The organism is Pseudanabaena sp. lw0831 (assembly GCF_016584665.1).
Classification (GTDB): Bacteria; Cyanobacteriota; Cyanobacteriia; order Pseudanabaenales; family Pseudanabaenaceae; genus Pseudanabaena.
The window spans coordinates 15,216-31,690 of record NZ_BBJB01000082.1 but is presented as its reverse complement, the minus strand read 5'-3'; the positions used below and the strand labels follow the sequence as shown (position 1 = coordinate 31,690).

Genomic DNA, 16,475 nt, shown 5'->3' with positions numbered 1-16,475 from the left:
CCCAAGCCAATATGCCTTGACTAAAATGATTCACCGCAGTCCATAGCCAAATCAAGTTTTTTTTGACCCAACAAAAGTCTGGAGTTCATCTAATTCACCAACTTCAGGAATAGTTTCAATGGGGGGATGTTCTGGTAATTGCTTTGCTGCCTCCTTAACCCAGTTGATGACTGAGTTGTGACTAACATCGGTACATCTCTCAATTTGTCTAAATCCCATGCCGTTGCAGTACATTTTTAGGCATATTCTTTTGACATCTTGCGAATATCCAATCACTGAGTAGTTATCAATGAACTGACGACCGCAATCAGCACAAATATGATTTTGTTTGTCTCCTCGTTTCCCATTTTTACGAATATGTGTTGAACCACACTTTGGACATTTCATTGTTTTTCATTGCTTAAACTCGTTATCTTTATATTTACTCATTCATCCTTCATTTGTGCAATGCCAATTTATCTGGAAAAACGCAGGAGTTTATTGCAGGTAAAGCAGGCACAACGCGCCAAAGAGTTGCTAATTTTTTAGATGGGGCTAATGTCGATAGGCAGATTTTCTTTGATATTTGTGAGGCGCTGAAACTTGATTGGAGAGAGATTGCGGGGATTGAAGATGAGGTGGATAGAGATGATGTGCCTAAAGATATTGAGGCATTGGTAAAACTGGCGCGGGAGCGATGCGCGGAAGATATTCAGAAGCGATGCGGGACGATGCGGGTGTTGGATATGGAGCAACCTGTCGCTTTGAGTGATATTTATACGGATGTTAATATTTTGGAGAAGATAACCCGCAATCAAAGAAAAGGGATCGAAGAACTGAGGGCTATATGTGGATTTGAAGAGTTTGATCGATGGGGATTATCAGGAATTCAGCAAAGGCGGGTTGAGGGGATCGAAGCGGTTAGAAATCATAGCAAGTTGATGATTTTGGGTAAACCGGGGGCAGGGAAAACTACGTTTTTAAAATTTTTGGCAATGTCTTGTATTAACGGGAAAGCGTTTGCGGATTTAGTTCCTATATTCGTGACGTTAAAGGATTTTGCGGATCGAGATAATCGTCCAAGTTTACTGCACTTTTCGATGGGAGAGTTTTGTCAATGGGATGTAGAAATTGAACCGATTTTAAAATCTGGGAAGGCTTTAGTTTTGTTGGATGGATTAGATGAAGTTCGAGCAGAATATGATGATCGGGTTTTGCGTGAGATTCGGGAATTTACTGAACGTTATAATCAAAGTCAGATCTTGGTGACTTGTCGGATTGCAGCAAAGCAATATATTTTTGAGCAGTTCACAGAGGTAGAGGTTGCAGATTTTAATGAGCAACAGATTGCCACTTTTACAAAAAATTGGTTTCGCAAGAAGGATATTAAAGCTGAGGATTTTTTAGCAGAACTTGAGAAAAATAATCGAGTTCAGGAATTGGCAACAAGTCCACTATTGTTGACTTTGTTATGCTTGGCTTTCGAGGAGTCGGGTAGCTTTCCTACAAATCGTTCGGAACTGTATAAGGAAGGATTGGATGCTTTATTACGGAAATGGGACGCGAAAAGAGGAATCAGGCGAGATAGTGTCTATAAAGATTTGTCGGTGCAGAAAAAGGAGGATATGCTCTCGCAAATTGCTTTGACTACTTTTGAAAAGGGAGATTATTTCGTAAAGCAAAGGCAGCTTGAGGACTATATTTGTGACTATATTCGTAATACTGCCAATGCGAGAACCAATGATGAAGAGTTACATTTAGATAGTGAAGCGGTGTTGAAATCCATTGAGGCGCAGCATGGGCTATTTGTGGAACGCGCTAGAGGGATTTATTCTTTTTCCCATTTGACTTTTCATGAATATTTTGCGGCGAGACAGATTGTGGTCTCGACTAGCCCTAGTAAATTAGAAGCTGCCTTGCAAAATCTCGTGACTCGCATTACCGATAAACGCTGGAGAGAGGTGATTTTGCTATCGGTAGGAATGGCAAGAGAAGCAGATGATTTATTGCTTTTGATGAAAAGGGAAATCGATAGTTTATTAGCAGATGATGAGAAGTTGCAGAGATTTTTAGCATGGGCAGATGAGAAGTCGCGATCGGTAAAAGTATCTTATAAACTTGTTGCCGTCAGAGCTTACTACTTCGCCCTCGACAGCGACAGCGCCCTCGACCTCGACCTCGACCTTGCCCTCGACCTCGACCTCGACCTCGACAGCGCCCTTGCCCTCGACAGCGACCTCGACAGCGCCCTCGACAGCGCCCTCAACCTCGCCCTCAACCGCGACCGCGACCGCGATCTCGCCCTCTACCTCGACAGTGCCTTCGACCTCGCCCTCGACCTCGCTAAGGAAATCAGTGACGAGAGATTGTACCAAAACCTGCAATACTTAAAAGATCGATTTCCCGCTCCGAATCGAACCAGAAAGGCTTTTAAAGAATGGTGGAAACAGCATGGCAAGGAATGGGTTGCAGAATATCGTCAAGTACTAATCGAACATCGCAATATCGGTCATGATTGGCAATTTACCTATAACCAACGCGAAAAGTTACAGCAATATTACGAGGCAAATTGTCTTTTAGTGGAATGTCTGAAGAGTGACTGTTATGTATGCCGTGAGACGAGACAGGAGATCGAGGAGAGTCTGCTTTTGCCAAGTGTTTCAAGTAAAAGGTAAAAAGGAAAAAGGAAAAAGAGATTTATTTTTAATAGTTTGGTGATTTGATAGCCAAAATGGAATCAACTAACCAAAATAGGCGATCGTTGGTTGTGGTAAAATACATGATTATTTCTTGAAGAGAAGTTGTTTGCAATGATTGTAAATTCATTAGATAAAGAGAGCATATTGATTGAGTTAAGCTCTATAAAAGATGACTTGACTATTCGTTATGAAGTCAACAAAATTGGGGTTTTCGGCTCGATCGCAAGGAATGAAGCAAATGAGAATAGTGATATTGATATTGTTGTAGATATGCAGCCAAATATCTTAAAGCGGGTTAACCTCAAAATTGAATTAGAAGAAAGATTTGGCAGAAAAGTTGATGTGATTCGATATTGGTATGGAATGAATAAATATCTAAAGGAGCGAATTGATCGTGAGGCTGTGTATGCATAGTCGCTCAATGCTTTTAGAATTGTTTTTAGAAATTCAAGAAGGAATTAGGAGAATTGAACGCCGTTTTTCTGGCATCACAACAGCTGATGACTTTATTTGTAATGACGATGGACTAGATCGGCTTGATGCGATCGCCATGATGTTAGTCGCGATTGGTGAAAACATCCAGAAACTTGATAAATTAATTGATCCGAAATTGTTTGAGCAATACCCTGATATTGATTGGGTAGGGATTAAGAAATATACTGGCTCATAATTACTTTAGTATAGATGCCGAAGAAATTTATCGATTATGTTCTAACGAAATAGAGCCTTTCAAAAATGCTATAGAACAACTCCGTAGTAATTCTTTTTGACATGAAAGGCGATCGCAGTTTGATTGATTGAGTGTTTAGTAAGACTGAAGTTAATTAAAAGCGATTTTCATATTCTATCGAGATACCTGTACTGCCATTAGTACCGTAGTTACCGCGCAATAAAATGTTTGGATCAACACGATAGCGAACAGAGAAATTAGTTGGTTGCGTGGAATCATTAATAATTCGTTGTAGAGCTATTGAGAAGCTATTACTCACATCGATCGCCGCCTCTGCCGATAGCCCCAGCGTACCTGTGCCGCTACCTTGAGTGTTTGTGGTAACAGGACTGAGGTTAAATTCCGCTAGATTGAGTGCATCGCCGATTGAATCTTGGAGAAAGGTTAGAACTGTGCTACCCGCGAAACTAGCAAGCGCCGAAGCAGGATCAGAGCCACCTTGTTGTTGCAGAATGCCACCACCAATCAGTGCAATGATTTCTGCTTGACTGCGAGGCGGGCTGCTGGAAAGACGAATATCTGGTACAAGCGCTGTCCCCGTTACACTAGCTTGGACTCGTAAAGTACGCTGTGAGCCGAGATTGCTAACAGGTACTTCATTGGGGCGAAACAGATCGTTAGGGCGATTGGAATTTATCGGTACACGAGTAATCTCGGCAACGGCTCCAGTAACGCGGACATTTAGAGATGGATTAAGTCCTTGGGAAGGTTTGAATTCTGCAAAGTTTTCGTAGGCTCGATCAAGACGGAATCTTGTCGAAATTGCATTAAATTGTCCGCGAGATATATTAATACGACCTTCTGGCAGCGGATTTGATAAGGTTCCATTCACAATTAGTGTTCCTTCACTTAAGAAGTTAAATAGAGGGAAGCGCGTCACCTGCATATTTTGCAACTTAACTGCAAGGCGATCAAAAGTAACATCTACTGAGTTTGTATTGTCATTTGCAAGTTGGGCGTTATTAGTAGCTGCATCATCACCGATCACAAATCGACCATCACCTAACGCCACTTCGCCAGTGAGAACTGGCGCTAATAAAGAACCCCGCACGATCACACGAGTATTAAAATTATCAGAACTAATATCCCGAATATTCAGCTTTAGCTTATCCGCATTGATTGCAAGAGCTTGTTGATATTCTGGGCTATCTGCTGTTAAAAGACTGGGATTACTAATTGGGAGAATACCTGTGAGAGCAAGTTTACCTTCGCTAAAGTTGCTGGTGATATTACTGATTAGGCGATCGCGAGTAAAGTCAATCGTGCCTTGAACCTGTGTAAAATCACCTGGTAAGCCTGCAACCTTGACCTTGGCATTATCAATCACCATCTTGCCAGCAATTTTAGGATCTCTAAAGGTTCCATTTGCTCTGATATTAATACTGCCTTTGCCATCTACCCAGCGCACAGGTTGATTAAAAATGTTGATGAAATTAAGCCCTTCATCTTTAACATCGAGCTTAACGTCAAAGATACCAAAAATACCGAAATTACCCGAAGCTATAACTGAATCTTTGCCTGCGGTTTTCATGTTGGCATTGAAATTGATATTTAACTTGTCATAGTTAAACTTTACGGCAATGAAATCGAGCGCTTGACGATTAACGGAACCATCAGTCAAGCTCAAATTCCCAACCACTTTAGTGTCAAGAATCGTAGTCCCAGTAATCGATAGATTTCCGTTGACTTTACCTGTCAAATCAAAGGGAATTGCACTAAAAAATGGTAATGGACGAAGAGACTCGATCGGGAAATCTTTAAGTTCAATTTCGCCGCTTTGTTCGCGAATACGCAGTAATGGATTGGAAGCAGGGGTAAGTCTGAGACGTGCTTTGGTAATCCGTCCATAGCTTTTATCAGACTGGAAATTAGCATTGGCAATCGCAAACACACCATTAAAATATCTTCCTTCAAGTTTAATGTCGTCAACAGCAAACTTCCCATATTCAAATTTTTTGCCAACTAGATCAAAGCCTAAACGAATACCTCTAGTTTTATTCAGCCCAAAGGTAATCTTCCCTTTGATGTCACCACGAAAATCTGTGAGTGGTGGTAGATTAAAATTGCGGGCTGAAGCAACAGTTTCCTGTTGTTCTTGTCGCAGTTCAATTTGGGTGAGATATTGCAACTGTTTATATAAAGGTTCTCCTAGTAATTTAATTGCTTCTAATGGTTGCAATTCAGAAGCTCTATTTTTCGTAAAGGTAATTCCTTGGGTAACATCGACAATATTTGCCCATTGGAGCGTGGCAAATACATCTTGCATTCGACCTTGGGCAATTTCGACAACACCTGCGATTGGGTCATCAATGGAGGGATTGTAGGTCAGACGGAACTTGTACTCATTACTAAGTTCTCCCTGACGGACGATTAAACTCCCATCCTTGACATCAAAAACTCCGTTGGCGTAGGAAACTTTGGCGATCGCACGTTCCGCAACTACTCTTCCGAAACGAGGACGCTCAACGGTAACATCTCCGATCGCAGTGGGATTATTCGTAAAATCAACGATGAGATTACTAGACAGCTTGCCACTCACATCGTTTTGCCCAGTTAGAGAAGCAGCAAGAGCAAGAGGAATATTTTTGATCGCAACTTGTAACCGACGAGGGTTATTCTCAAAACGTCTACCTGTTGCTGTAGATTCTCCCAAATTTACTGTAAAATCGATGGGACGGAACGCATTATCTAGTCGAGCAGCAATGAGATCGCGCTTTCCACGCAAATCAACATTTAAGCCTTGATTGCCATCAAAATTGAGTTTCCCTTCCAAACGCGGATCGAAGGCTAATTTATCAACTCTTAGCCCTGCTAGCAGCAGATCGCCTGTTGCTTGAATAACGCTGCCAATTCCATTTAAAGCTCCGTTAAAAGTGAGCTTATCAAGTTCGATTTGATTAACCTTTAAGCTGGCTACGCGCAGATTACCGACTAGTCTTGGAGCCGCCAAATCGCCATTAATTGAGCCATCAAAATCTAGTGAGCCACGTGACGGAGCCACAATCCCTTGCTTGGCAAAGCTAGAACCTAAAGAAGCTAGATCGACGTTATCCAGTTGTAAGGCTCCAGCAATTTTAAGTTGGTCGATCGCCCCTGAAAGATTGCCGCGAAAGTTGAAAATTCCTGAGGCTTGAGCAGGTATTGCACTAGAGAGCGTTGCCAAGCGATTGATATTGACATTGCGCGAAATCAGATCGAGATTAATTCCTGCAATGCCAGTGGGAAATTCATTGCGTGAATTATTCGGGAATGCTAGATCTACTTTGCCATTGGCGGTTAAATAATTGCCAACTTGCAATGAAGGGATCAGCAGATTTTTGCCATCCCATATCAAATTCGCGGCGATCGCATCGGGGATTTCTGTTAACCCTTGTGGTAAGTTCACAGTACCGTCACCAGTAATGTCTGCTAACGAAAAACCACCGCGATCGCTCTGTAGATTGATGAATCCTTCGAGAATGCCTTTTTGATTTAGGAGAAAGGCTGATAACGGAATACCATTACTATTTAGCTGTGATTTCCACGCACCGCTAGCGATATTGTAACTGCCTGCTAGCCCAATTTCGCCAATGGGAAATCGTACTCGCGTATTCCGAATCGTAGCTAATCCATCTGCTAGAAATACTTCTCCTCTTGCAGGATAGGTCGCATTAGGAGCATCGATTTGGGCAAGAATTTGAGGATTTGCTAGAGCGCCAGTAATTTGTAAGGAACTGGTAATCTGTCCAATCGTGATCGGTAGTTTTGTGCCATAGAGTTTTGTGAAATCTTCGGCAACTCCAACGAGGCTTGAGGTAAATAGGACTTCCGCAGGTTGATCTTTTTGGGGTAAGCGAATTTGCCCTTCGCCTGTGAGCGTTGCACCTGTGGAGGCTGCTTGAACTTTTTTGATTTGGAGTGTATTTAAATCTTTGAGTTCAATGGTAGCTAAAAAGCGATCGACTGTTACCCGATCGAAGCTCACTGATTTGGGCGTAGTAATGTTTAGCGTCAGGGCAGGCTTTTGAGTTGTTCCCGTAAGTTTACCTGCGAGCTTCACTTCCCCTGAGATCGCGACAGGCGTTTTAATATTAAAGCTTTCCAAACCTTTAGCTAGATCTAGTACGGTACTAGCAAAGTTCAAATTAAAACCCTTTTGCTGATTAAATGTCCCATCAACAGTTGTGACCAACAAACCGTAGTTTGCAGAGAATTCCTTTAAAGTCGCATCAGTACCATCAAAGCTAAGTTGTCCTGAAATTTCGGTAATTGGTTTGGCTAATTGTGGCAATTTCACCGCACCCTCAGTAAGTTTGGCAGTTATAGCGATTTTATTTGCCCCCAACAAAGAGTCACTAGCAATGGATTCAGTAGGAGTTACTTTATCTGCACTTACAGTAATGTTTGCCTCGGCATCAAGTTTACCCTGTTGAACTTCAAAAGGCGAATTAACCGCAAAGCCTTGGATTGCGGCAATTTGCAAATCTTGAGACTGGACATTAATTTTGCCCTGCCCCCTTGTTAGATCCCAATCGATCGCAAAGGACATATTTCCTTTGTTACCATCTTTATCGGCATTGGCAACCTCGATCGCCTTCTTCAGTTGCTCAGGATTTGGTGGTGCGGCGATCGCGGCAAGATTAGGCAAAGTTATATGCCCTTTGCCATTCATCTTTAAACTTTGATTGTTCAGATCAACAATCTTCCAATTGCTATCAATCTGCACTTGACTGAGAGAAACCAATTCTCCCTTAGCGATCGTCTGAATTGTCAACTGAGCATCATTAAAAGTTATCGTCCGCAAATCCACAAACCCATCTTTAGTTTGCTTTTCTGGCGGCGTAATTTTTGGTAATTGCAGTAACCCTGTAAAGTCCTGCTTGAGAAATAATTGGGGTTGCTCGGCGATCGCATCGACACCAATTTGGCGATTGATGGCATAGTTCCAGAGATCGACTTTAACTTCGAGGGCTTCAACCGCTAAAAAATTTGCTTCTTTGTCAGTGGGTGGTATCAGCGATTTGCCAAACCTGATGCTCGACAAGCCGACGCGCTCGACTTTGCCCAATTGTAAGGGGCGCTTTAGGGATTTGCTTAGCTCGGTTTGCAATAGCGGCGACAACTGCTCGTTTAAAAAGTAGCGTCCATACCAAAAAGTACCTAAGCTCGCGGCTGTAAATGAGATCGCAAGTCCAACACCTACACGCCCTAGATTTTTGGCGAATGTAGAGTCAGTTGGTCTCTGCGGCGGTAGTTGAGCCTGTCCCACAATTTTTCACTCCGTTGATGCCCTCACGACACCATTTTACATATGTTCGCCTTAGATCGGGTTTCAATTTTTGAAAGCCTTACTAAGCAAAGCTTTAAAAAAATATCAGGTTTTCTTTATCAAGTAAAGTACGAGCGTTACAGATACAGCGCTTTACGCTAAAACCTCAAAAACTGTATCGCCCGCTGCGCGGGCGATACAGTTTTTGAGGTTTTAGCCAAATCGATAGCCTTTGCCATACACGGTATTTATTAAAGAAATTTGGCGATCGCGATCAATCTTACGCCGTAATAATTTGATCTGTGCGGCTAAGGCATTGCTCGTTGGGGCATCTTCTCCTTCTTTCCAAAGATGTTGCGAGATTAGTTCATGGCTTTGTAATTGGTTTGGATGAAACATAAAATATTCTAAGAGTTGATATTCTCTCTCGGTTAAAGCGATCGCAACCTGATCTCGATATACGACTTGATTATCGCGATCAAGTTCCAAGTCTCCATAACTTAATTTTGCTGGCTCACTAGTTAATGAGATCGGCGAAGGTGCGCGACGCAGTAAAGCCCTCACTCTGGCGAGTAACTCCCGCAATTCAAAGGGTTTTACTAAATAATCGTCAGCGCCACTATCTAAACCTGCCACGCGATCGTCAAGAGTATCTTTGGCGGTGAGTATAAGAACGGGGGTGCTATCTCCTTTCTGACGCAATGCGCTACAAATTTCTACACCTGATTTCTCAGGCATCATCCAATCCAAAATCAGCAAGTCATAATCGCCTGTTTGCGCTAATTCCCAACCGCGATCGCCACTATTTGCGCTATCAACTAAATAACCCTGATTTGTCAAAATCCTTTGCAGTGGTTCAGCAAGCTCTTCTTCGTCATCTACTAATAAGATTCGCATAGGTTTTTTATCAATTTCAACTTCTTCCAGTCTCGAATCAATGCTAAATGTTTTAAAGCTCGACGCGAAAATCATCCTGCTTAACTTTGAATTTGCAAATACATAGCTAATAAGTGCGCGATCGCCGATCTTGTAACCTACATTAACTCTATATGATGTGATTTATGAGATCGGCGATCGCTACTGAATCACAATTGGAATGGTATTGGAGATTATGGAAATCAAGTTTTTTGAAAGAATTATTAAGATTTGTTGAGGCTAGCCCAGAGGCTCCTGTATCATAGCCAAGCTGGTTAATTAACTAAATGACGGCGACAAATGCAGAACAGAATCCCTGTAAAACTCCCGATCGCCAATATCATCAACGGGGCAACGCGGGGCTTAGCAGTTACCGTCATTAGTGGCTATCAAAAATTCATTTCACCCCATAAAGGCTTTTCTTGTGCTCATAGAGTATTGTATGGCTGCGAGTCATGTTCGCAATATTTCAAGCAGGTGATTGCGGAAGATGGGATATTGACGGCGATCGCAAATGCGAAAGGGCGATTTCAGGGATGTCGAGAAGCCAACGAGATTTTAAAAAAACGCAGAGAAAAATCTAAGGCACGTCGCCAGTATTATGCTAGTCGATTACCCATCACAACAGCAGCCATTGAATCAGGCGATCCAGAAAATCCTGATGTGCCTGAAGCTCCTGAAGATACGGGTAAATCAAATAAACAGAAACTTGGTGGCTCACAATGGGGACGTAATCAACAAAGACAAGCCAACAATAACAACAATACTGGCGGGGGGAATAACAACTGTGATTATGTGGATTGTTCTGACTGTGGCTATGCACTTGATGTATTCCCTAACAATTGTGGAAGTGATCGCGATTGCAAAAATCCATTTGAGGCAATTAATTGCCCTGATCTAAGTTGCCCTGATCTAAGTTGCCCTGAACTAAGTTGTCCTGATCTAAGTTGTGGTAGTGCTGACTGTTTATCAGGAATGGATTGCAGTGGGTTAGACTGTGGAGGGTTAGATTGTTCTGGCTGTGGTGATTGTGGTAGTTGTGGTTAAGTAGGTTTTATGATCGAACATGATGTATTAATTATCGGTGGTGGACTAGCTGGCTCTAGGGCAGCCCTTGCGATCGCCCAAAACTATCCCAATCTTAGTGTGGGACTTATTTCTAAGGTACATCCGATCCGATCGCATTCCGTCGCTGCTCAGGGAGGAATTGCGGCTTCACTCAAAAATGTTGGTGATGATGACTGGCTCACCCATGCCTTTGATACAGTCAAAGGTTCCGATTATCTTGCCGATCAGAATGCCGTCCAAGTTTTGACAGAATCTGCTCCCGAAGTAATTATTGATTTAGAGCATTTAGGAGTTCTCTTCTCGCGAGCTGAAAATGGCAAGATTTCGCAAAGAGCCTTTGGAGGACATACAAATAGCCGTGCTTGCTATGCGGCAGATAAAACTGGTCATGCAATTTTGCACGAATTAGTGATGAATCTGCGGCGATTGGGCGGCAAGATTTATGAAGAATGGTATGTGATGCAGTTGATATATGAAGATGGAACAAATGGAACAGAAGTAAAGGGAGTTGTGGCTTATTGTTTGGAAACTTCGCAGATAGAAGTGTTTCGAGCGAAAGCAGTTTTGATGGCTACGGGCGGCTATGGCAGGGTTTTTAATACGACTTCCAACGACTTTGCATCAACAGGTGATGGTTTATGCCTGACCGCAAATATTGGCTTGCCGCTGCAAGATATGGAATTTGTGCAATTCCATCCCACCGGTTTATATCCTGCTGGAGTACTGATTTCTGAAGCAGTGCGCGGAGAAGGAGCCTATTTGATTAATGATTTGGGCGATCGCTTTATGGCAAATTATCCGATCAGCAAAAATCGGATGGAACTCTCTCCCCGTGATATTACCTCACGCAATATTGCCTGTGAAATCATGGCAGGGCGAGGCATTAATGGCGGTAACTATGTACATTTGGATGTGCGCCATTTAGGGCGAGAGAAAATCTTAAGTCGAATTCCCTTTGCTCGTGAAGAGGGTTTACGCCTAGCAGGGGTGGACTGTATTGATCATCCTCTGCCTGTGCGTCCGACTGCACATTACTCCATGGGCGGCATTCCCACAAATATCGATTGTCAAGTAATTGGCATTGATAGCCATGCGATCGCAGGTTTTTTTGCAGCAGGTGAATGTGCATGTCTATCAGTACATGGCGCAAATCGTTTGGGTGCAAATTCATTATTAGAATGCGTGGTTTTTGGTAAACGCGCTGGCGAAAAACTTGGTGCTTATGTCAGCGATCGCACCATGCCCAATCTCGATCCCCGTCCATATCTTGCTGATGCTGAAGCTAAGCTAAAAGGCGTATTGTCAAAACAAGGCAATTCGCGCATTGCGGATATTCGTCAACAATTGCAAGACACGATGACCGAGCATTGTGGTATTTTTCGCGATGATCAGCGTTTGCGCGACGGCTTAGCGAAGCTGCAAACTATTCGCGATCGCTACGATCATGATTTACTCGTAGACGATCTCAGTTCTGTATTTAATATGGAATTAATGCAGGCGATCGAATTAAAAAGTTTGCTTACAGTTGGCGAAATCATTATGTCCAGCGCTTTATCTCGCCAAGAAAGTCGCGGTGCACATTCCCGTGAAGATTATCCCCAAAGGGATGATGCGAATTATCTCAAACATACGCTCGGATATCTGGAAAGTGGTATGGTAAGGACTAGCGATCGTTCAGTTGATATGAGTTTGCAATTGCTTGATCGCGATCGGTTTACTCCCCAAGAACGAAAATATTAAAATTTATAAAGCTAAACTTAGGGACTCGCAGTAAAATAAGGAACCAGTTTTTTGTAATGCTGCGGCTTCGCCGCGCCATTACAAAAAACTGGTTCTTTATAAAATCACCGAACCCTTAGCTTTATAAAATCTGAAACTGTACTAGCTGTCCGAGTAAATTAACTGTGGCAAAAGACGAATTTATAAAACTGCTTAATCAAGGTGCAGATATCTGGAACAAATGGAGAGAATCCCATCCCGATATTCGTGGCGTTGATCTTAGTGAAATTCAGATTGAGGAAATCGATCTGACGGGGATCGACCTAAGTATGGTTAATTTGCGTGGTGCGAAATTGCATAACGTAAATCTGTCTTCTGCTAACTTGCGCGGTGCAGACTTGAGTATGGCAAACCTAAGAGGCATAGATCTTAAGAGTGCAAATCTAGGTGCAGCTCATCTTAGTATGGTTTGCTTGAGTGAAGCTAATCTCAGCCACGCAAATCTAAGTGGCGCAGACTTGCGTGGCTCGAATCTGCGTTTGGCTAAGCTTGATCATGCTGATTTATCAACAACGAAGCTCAATATGTCTAGCTTGAATGGATCGAGCATGATCGGCGCAATTCTCATTGGTGCAAATTTAAGCCGAGCCGAATTAAGGGAAGCGAATCTTGCAGGAACTGATTTTAGTCGGGCTAATTTGAGTGAAGCCGATCTTTCTCACAGTAATCTTAATGTCTCAACTCTGGTAGGTACAGATTTGATCGGTGCGACTTTGGTAGATATCGATCTTAGCGAGTCAAATTTGACTCGGGCAAATTTGATCGGTGCAAATCTTTATCGCGCTAACCTCTGTGGCTGCGATCTGATTGGAGCCGATCTTCGCGGGGCAAATTGTAGCGAAGCTTATTTTATTGGAGCCGATTTAAGTCGTGCAGATCTTAATCGAGCCGAGTTTACCAGTGCCAATCTCAGCAAGGCTAATTTTAGTGGCGCAAATACCGAAACGACTGATTTCCAAGGTGCAATTTTGCCCGATGTTTGGTAAACAAAAACGGCGTTTCGCGCCGCATATTTATAAAACCAAAAAGAGAGTTGCGGCGCGCCGCAACTCTCTTTTTGGTTTTATAAATATGCGGCGGGATCGATAGGCTCTCCATTTGCACGCAACTCAAAATGCAGGTGTGGCCCAGTCGAAAAACCTGTAGAACCAACAGCCGAAATTGGTTGACCTTTAACGACGACATCACCATCCCTGACATATAGCTCACTACAATGACCATAAAGCGTGGTCATACCGTTGCCATGATCAATAATCACGGCATTACCATAGCCACCATACCAATCCGCATAAATCACTCGACCCTGCTCACTTGCATAAATCAAACTGCCATAATCTGCGCCAAAATCGATGCCAGAGTGAAATCGCTCAGTCCCCAGAATGGGATGTGTACGCCAGCCAAAGTTACTAGTCACAGGTCCAATCGTGGGATACATTAATTGTCCAGTTCCAGGGGGGAGAATTAGTCCATCATAGGGCTGCACTTTTGCCAAAATAATTTGCGATAGACGACGCGAATCTTCAGCAAGGCGATCTTCAGCTTGAGATAAGGCTTGCCGATCGCTCTTTAGCCGATCAATAGTATTTTGTTGAGCAACAGCTTCGGCTTCAATATTAGATTTTTGGTATTTCAGCTTTTGAGTCAATAGCTCAATCTCATTTTTTTGAGCAACTATCTGATTTCGCTGCTTTTCGACTTGATTAGATCTTTGAGTCAAGTCTGCAAGTAGTTTGCGATCGCGGTCATAAATACGCTCAATTTGGCGACGGCGATCGGCAAATTGATTCAGATCTTGACTGCTGAGGAGGGTTACCCACCAACGTTGGAGCTGTTGCCTTTGCAAATATTGCAATCGCGCCGTAGTCGCACCGCGTCTTTTATTGAGGTCGTACTCTAGTTCTTGGAGCTTTGTACTGAGTTTTTGGAGTTGCTCTCTTGCTAAACGAATTTTTTTCTCATTATCTTTAATCTGAGTATCCGTAACCCGCACATTTCGCCTTAGTGCATCAAGTCGGGATTGAGCAGGCTTAGTGAGAGCATTAATTTGTTCTTGTTGTTTCTGGATGATTTGACGTTGTTGATCGACAAAGTTTTGATAATTTTTTAGCTCATCCACAGACTGAGCCTGTGCTGGGGCAACCGACCCTAGCGTTAAGCTGCAGCAAAGCGCGATCGCCACAATCACCATGCCCAAGTAAATCAGCCAAGGTTTGCTAGTTATTTCTTGCCAGTAATGGCGATCGCGCATTCAGTTCACCAGATATCCACAAACTAGGGCAAGATTTTAACCGTATTTTGCCACTAATAAAACCCTATTTTGATCAAAAATGCTTTGCATCCTTGCTAAAGCCAATCTAAAACCAAAAACTGAGAGGTGGCGCTTCGCGCCACCTCTCAGTTTTTGGTTTTATTGCGATTATCAGCAAATTTAAAATCTTTAACTTTTAATAATATTTCTGTATCTTTTAATACTAAAAGCTATGTATATAATAATTCCATGACATACTCTATTCTTGAACTATAAAATTAGCACTTAAAAAATTGCTTTATAAAGTTGATTGATAAAGTTACTTGATAAATTGTAGAAATAAAGCTATGAAAACTACCACACGTCAAAATCCATCTAAAAACACTAGGAATATTCGGCAAAACTCTTCCCCTCAGTGCCTTATTCCCTTGCCTTCTACGTGGGTAACTTTGTTAGAACCACCGACTCGTAGTTGTTACGATGAAGCATTGTTGATGTGTCAATATCCTGATAGTCATTGGGCAGCATGGATTCCTGATTTTGGGGAAATTAAATTACATTCAGGTCAATTTTGTCGAATGTCTTAGAAACAAAATTGTCCATAAAGTCTATGCTGAGCATAGACTTTATGGACAATTTAATACAATATGATTCCTCAGTTTCCCAGCAATTCTGATTATAAAAATCGGTCTCATAATAAGAATTGCTGTCAGGTTCCTGTAGAACTATCTGTATTTTTAGAAAGAGAGATATTAGGTACAAAATTTTGAAGTCGCATCGGTGGTCTTACATAATCCATTTCATGTTGGCGAGGAGGAAGCTCAATCTTTACAGGAGTTAAATCCTCATAAGGAACTTGACTCAGTAGATGGGAAATACAATTGATGTGTGCTCGCCTCTTATCATCAGAACTGACTACAAACCAAGGAGATTGCTTGATATCAGTTGCATTGAACATGTCATCCTTCGCCTTAGAATATTCTACCCACTTGGCTCTTGCCTCCAAATCCATCGCACTGATCTTCCAACGCTTGAGCGGATTCTTAATGCGCTCTTGAAATCTCTTTTCTTGTTCTTCATCACTTACAGAGAACCAATACTTAACCAAGATGATTCCTGCTCGTTGCAGCATACACTCAAACTCTGGACAGGAACGCAAGAACTCAACATACTCCTCATGGGTACAAAAATTCATCACCCGTTCTACTCCAGCACGGTTGTACCAACTGCGATCGAACAGGACAACTTCACCAGCCGCAGGTAAATGCGCAGCATAGCGCTGAAAATACCACTGAGTTTTTTCGCGATCGGAAGGAGTTCCCAATGCTATAACCTTGCAAACACGAGGATTCAGGCACTCTGTAATTCTTTTAATTGTACCGCCCTTACCTGCTGCATCCCGTCCTTCAAATAGAACGACTACCTTTAGCTTTTTATGTTTTACCCACTCCTGTAGTTTTACCAGCTCAATGTGTAGTCGATTAAGTTCTTTCTCATAAACTGCCTTCGATAGCTTACCAAGTGACACATCAGATTTGGGCTTTTCTTTACCAACTTTTTTGTCTTTTGATGATTCCATTACAATCTGCTTTGATGATTTCTCAAGCAAATCATCAGATTTAGACTTCTTCTTACTAATCTTTTTAGCTTTCGGTACTTCCATTACCAGATGCTCTTGTGAGCCTTTACCATTGCTATTATCTTTTTTTGACATGAATATCCACCATTTTGCGTATGGTTGTTAATACATTATATACCCATCCACATAACGGCACAGCATCAAAAGACACATAACAGCGAAAGATAGCG

General features: G+C 42.4%; 12 protein-coding genes and 1 pseudogene. 8 read left to right on the top strand and 5 right to left on the bottom strand.

What is annotated here, in order from left to right:
* Window positions 1–387: pseudogene (locus APA_RS17600) on the bottom strand (IS1 family transposase); the annotation flags it as partial.
* 53 nt (window positions 388–440) lie between these two features.
* Here APA_RS17600 and APA_RS17595 point away from each other — a divergent pair.
* The 4 genes from APA_RS17595 to APA_RS25565 all read left to right on the top strand — a co-directional run bounded on the left by APA_RS17595 (window position 441) and on the right by APA_RS25565 (window position 3,448).
* Window positions 441–2,654 (top strand): NACHT domain-containing NTPase, encoded by a 2,214-nt coding sequence (locus APA_RS17595; RefSeq protein ID WP_236579807.1) that lies wholly within the window; start codon window positions 441–443, stop codon window positions 2,652–2,654.
* Window positions 2,655–2,792: 138 nt separating this feature from the next.
* Window positions 2,793–3,092 (top strand): nucleotidyltransferase family protein, encoded by a 300-nt coding sequence (locus APA_RS17590; protein WP_374101370.1) that lies wholly within the window; start codon window positions 2,793–2,795, stop codon window positions 3,090–3,092.
* Window positions 3,085–3,348 (top strand): hypothetical protein, encoded by a 264-nt coding sequence (locus tag APA_RS17585; protein WP_236579806.1) that lies wholly within the window; start codon window positions 3,085–3,087, stop codon window positions 3,346–3,348. Before APA_RS17590 ends, APA_RS17585 begins: the two co-directional genes overlap by 8 nt.
* Window positions 3,335–3,448 carry a HepT-like ribonuclease domain-containing protein gene (locus APA_RS25565; RefSeq protein WP_307837297.1) on the top strand — a complete coding sequence of 38 codons (114 nt, stop codon included), beginning with the start codon at window positions 3,335–3,337 and terminating at the stop codon, window positions 3,446–3,448. Before APA_RS17585 ends, APA_RS25565 begins: the two co-directional genes overlap by 14 nt.
* A gap of 54 nt (window positions 3,449–3,502) precedes the next feature.
* On the opposite strand, the gene APA_RS17580 is transcribed toward APA_RS25565, so the two are convergent.
* Complete coding sequence (locus tag APA_RS17580; protein ID WP_201323556.1) at window positions 3,503–8,656, bottom strand: translocation/assembly module TamB domain-containing protein; 5,154 nt, start codon at window positions 8,654–8,656, stop codon at window positions 3,503–3,505.
* A gap of 213 nt (window positions 8,657–8,869) precedes the next feature.
* Complete coding sequence (gene rppA, locus APA_RS17575) at window positions 8,870–9,553, bottom strand: two-component system response regulator RppA (protein ID WP_201323555.1); 684 nt, start codon at window positions 9,551–9,553, stop codon at window positions 8,870–8,872.
* Window positions 9,554–9,871: 318 nt separating this feature from the next.
* Between rppA and yidD the strand changes: the two genes are divergently transcribed.
* The 3 genes from yidD (at window position 9,872) to APA_RS17560 (ending at window position 13,404) form a co-directional block, all read left to right on the top strand.
* Window positions 9,872–10,618: a membrane protein insertion efficiency factor YidD gene (gene yidD, locus APA_RS17570; protein WP_201323554.1), complete on the top strand. Its 747-nt coding sequence runs from the start codon at window positions 9,872–9,874 to the stop codon at window positions 10,616–10,618.
* A 9-nt stretch (window positions 10,619–10,627) separates the two neighbouring features.
* Entirely contained in the window at window positions 10,628–12,379 is a 1,752-nt protein-coding gene (locus APA_RS17565; protein WP_201323553.1) for a succinate dehydrogenase/fumarate reductase flavoprotein subunit, read from the top strand.
* A 164-nt stretch (window positions 12,380–12,543) separates the two neighbouring features.
* A complete protein-coding gene (locus APA_RS17560) occupies window positions 12,544–13,404 on the top strand; it encodes a pentapeptide repeat-containing protein (RefSeq protein WP_201323552.1) in 861 nt (286 codons plus the stop codon).
* Between the two features lie 77 nt (window positions 13,405–13,481).
* Here APA_RS17560 and APA_RS17555 read toward each other — a convergent pair whose 3' ends face one another.
* Window positions 13,482–14,666, bottom strand: a complete 1,185-nt coding sequence (locus tag APA_RS17555) for a murein hydrolase activator EnvC (protein ID WP_201323551.1) — start codon at window positions 14,664–14,666, stop codon at window positions 13,482–13,484.
* Window positions 14,667–15,013: 347 nt separating this feature from the next.
* Here APA_RS17555 and APA_RS17550 point away from each other — a divergent pair, with 347 nt between their 5' ends.
* Window positions 15,014–15,253, top strand: a complete 240-nt coding sequence (locus tag APA_RS17550) for a hypothetical protein (protein WP_201323550.1) — start codon at window positions 15,014–15,016, stop codon at window positions 15,251–15,253.
* Between the two features lie 122 nt (window positions 15,254–15,375).
* Here APA_RS17550 and ppk2 read toward each other — a convergent pair whose 3' ends face one another.
* The gene (ppk2, locus tag APA_RS17545; RefSeq protein WP_374101369.1) at window positions 15,376–16,245 is read right to left on the bottom strand and encodes a polyphosphate kinase 2; all 870 of its coding nucleotides are present in this window, start codon (window positions 16,243–16,245) and stop codon (window positions 15,376–15,378) included.
* Between the last annotated feature and the right edge of the window lie 230 nt (window positions 16,246–16,475).

Coding starts and splice junctions, on each gene's coding strand:
- APA_RS17585 (WP_236579806.1), top strand. CDS start 3,085: ATGCATAGTCGCTCAATGCTTTTAGAATTGTTTTTAGAAATTCAAGAA.
- rppA (WP_201323555.1), bottom strand. CDS start 9,553: ATGCGAATCTTATTAGTAGATGACGAAGAAGAGCTTGCTGAACCACTG.
- yidD (WP_201323554.1), top strand. CDS start 9,872: ATGCAGAACAGAATCCCTGTAAAACTCCCGATCGCCAATATCATCAAC.
- APA_RS17565 (WP_201323553.1), top strand. CDS start 10,628: ATGATCGAACATGATGTATTAATTATCGGTGGTGGACTAGCTGGCTCT.
- APA_RS17555 (WP_201323551.1), bottom strand. CDS start 14,666: ATGCGCGATCGCCATTACTGGCAAGAAATAACTAGCAAACCTTGGCTG.
- APA_RS17550 (WP_201323550.1), top strand. CDS start 15,014: ATGAAAACTACCACACGTCAAAATCCATCTAAAAACACTAGGAATATT.
- ppk2 (WP_374101369.1), bottom strand. CDS start 16,245: ATGGAATCATCAAAAGACAAAAAAGTTGGTAAAGAAAAGCCCAAATCT.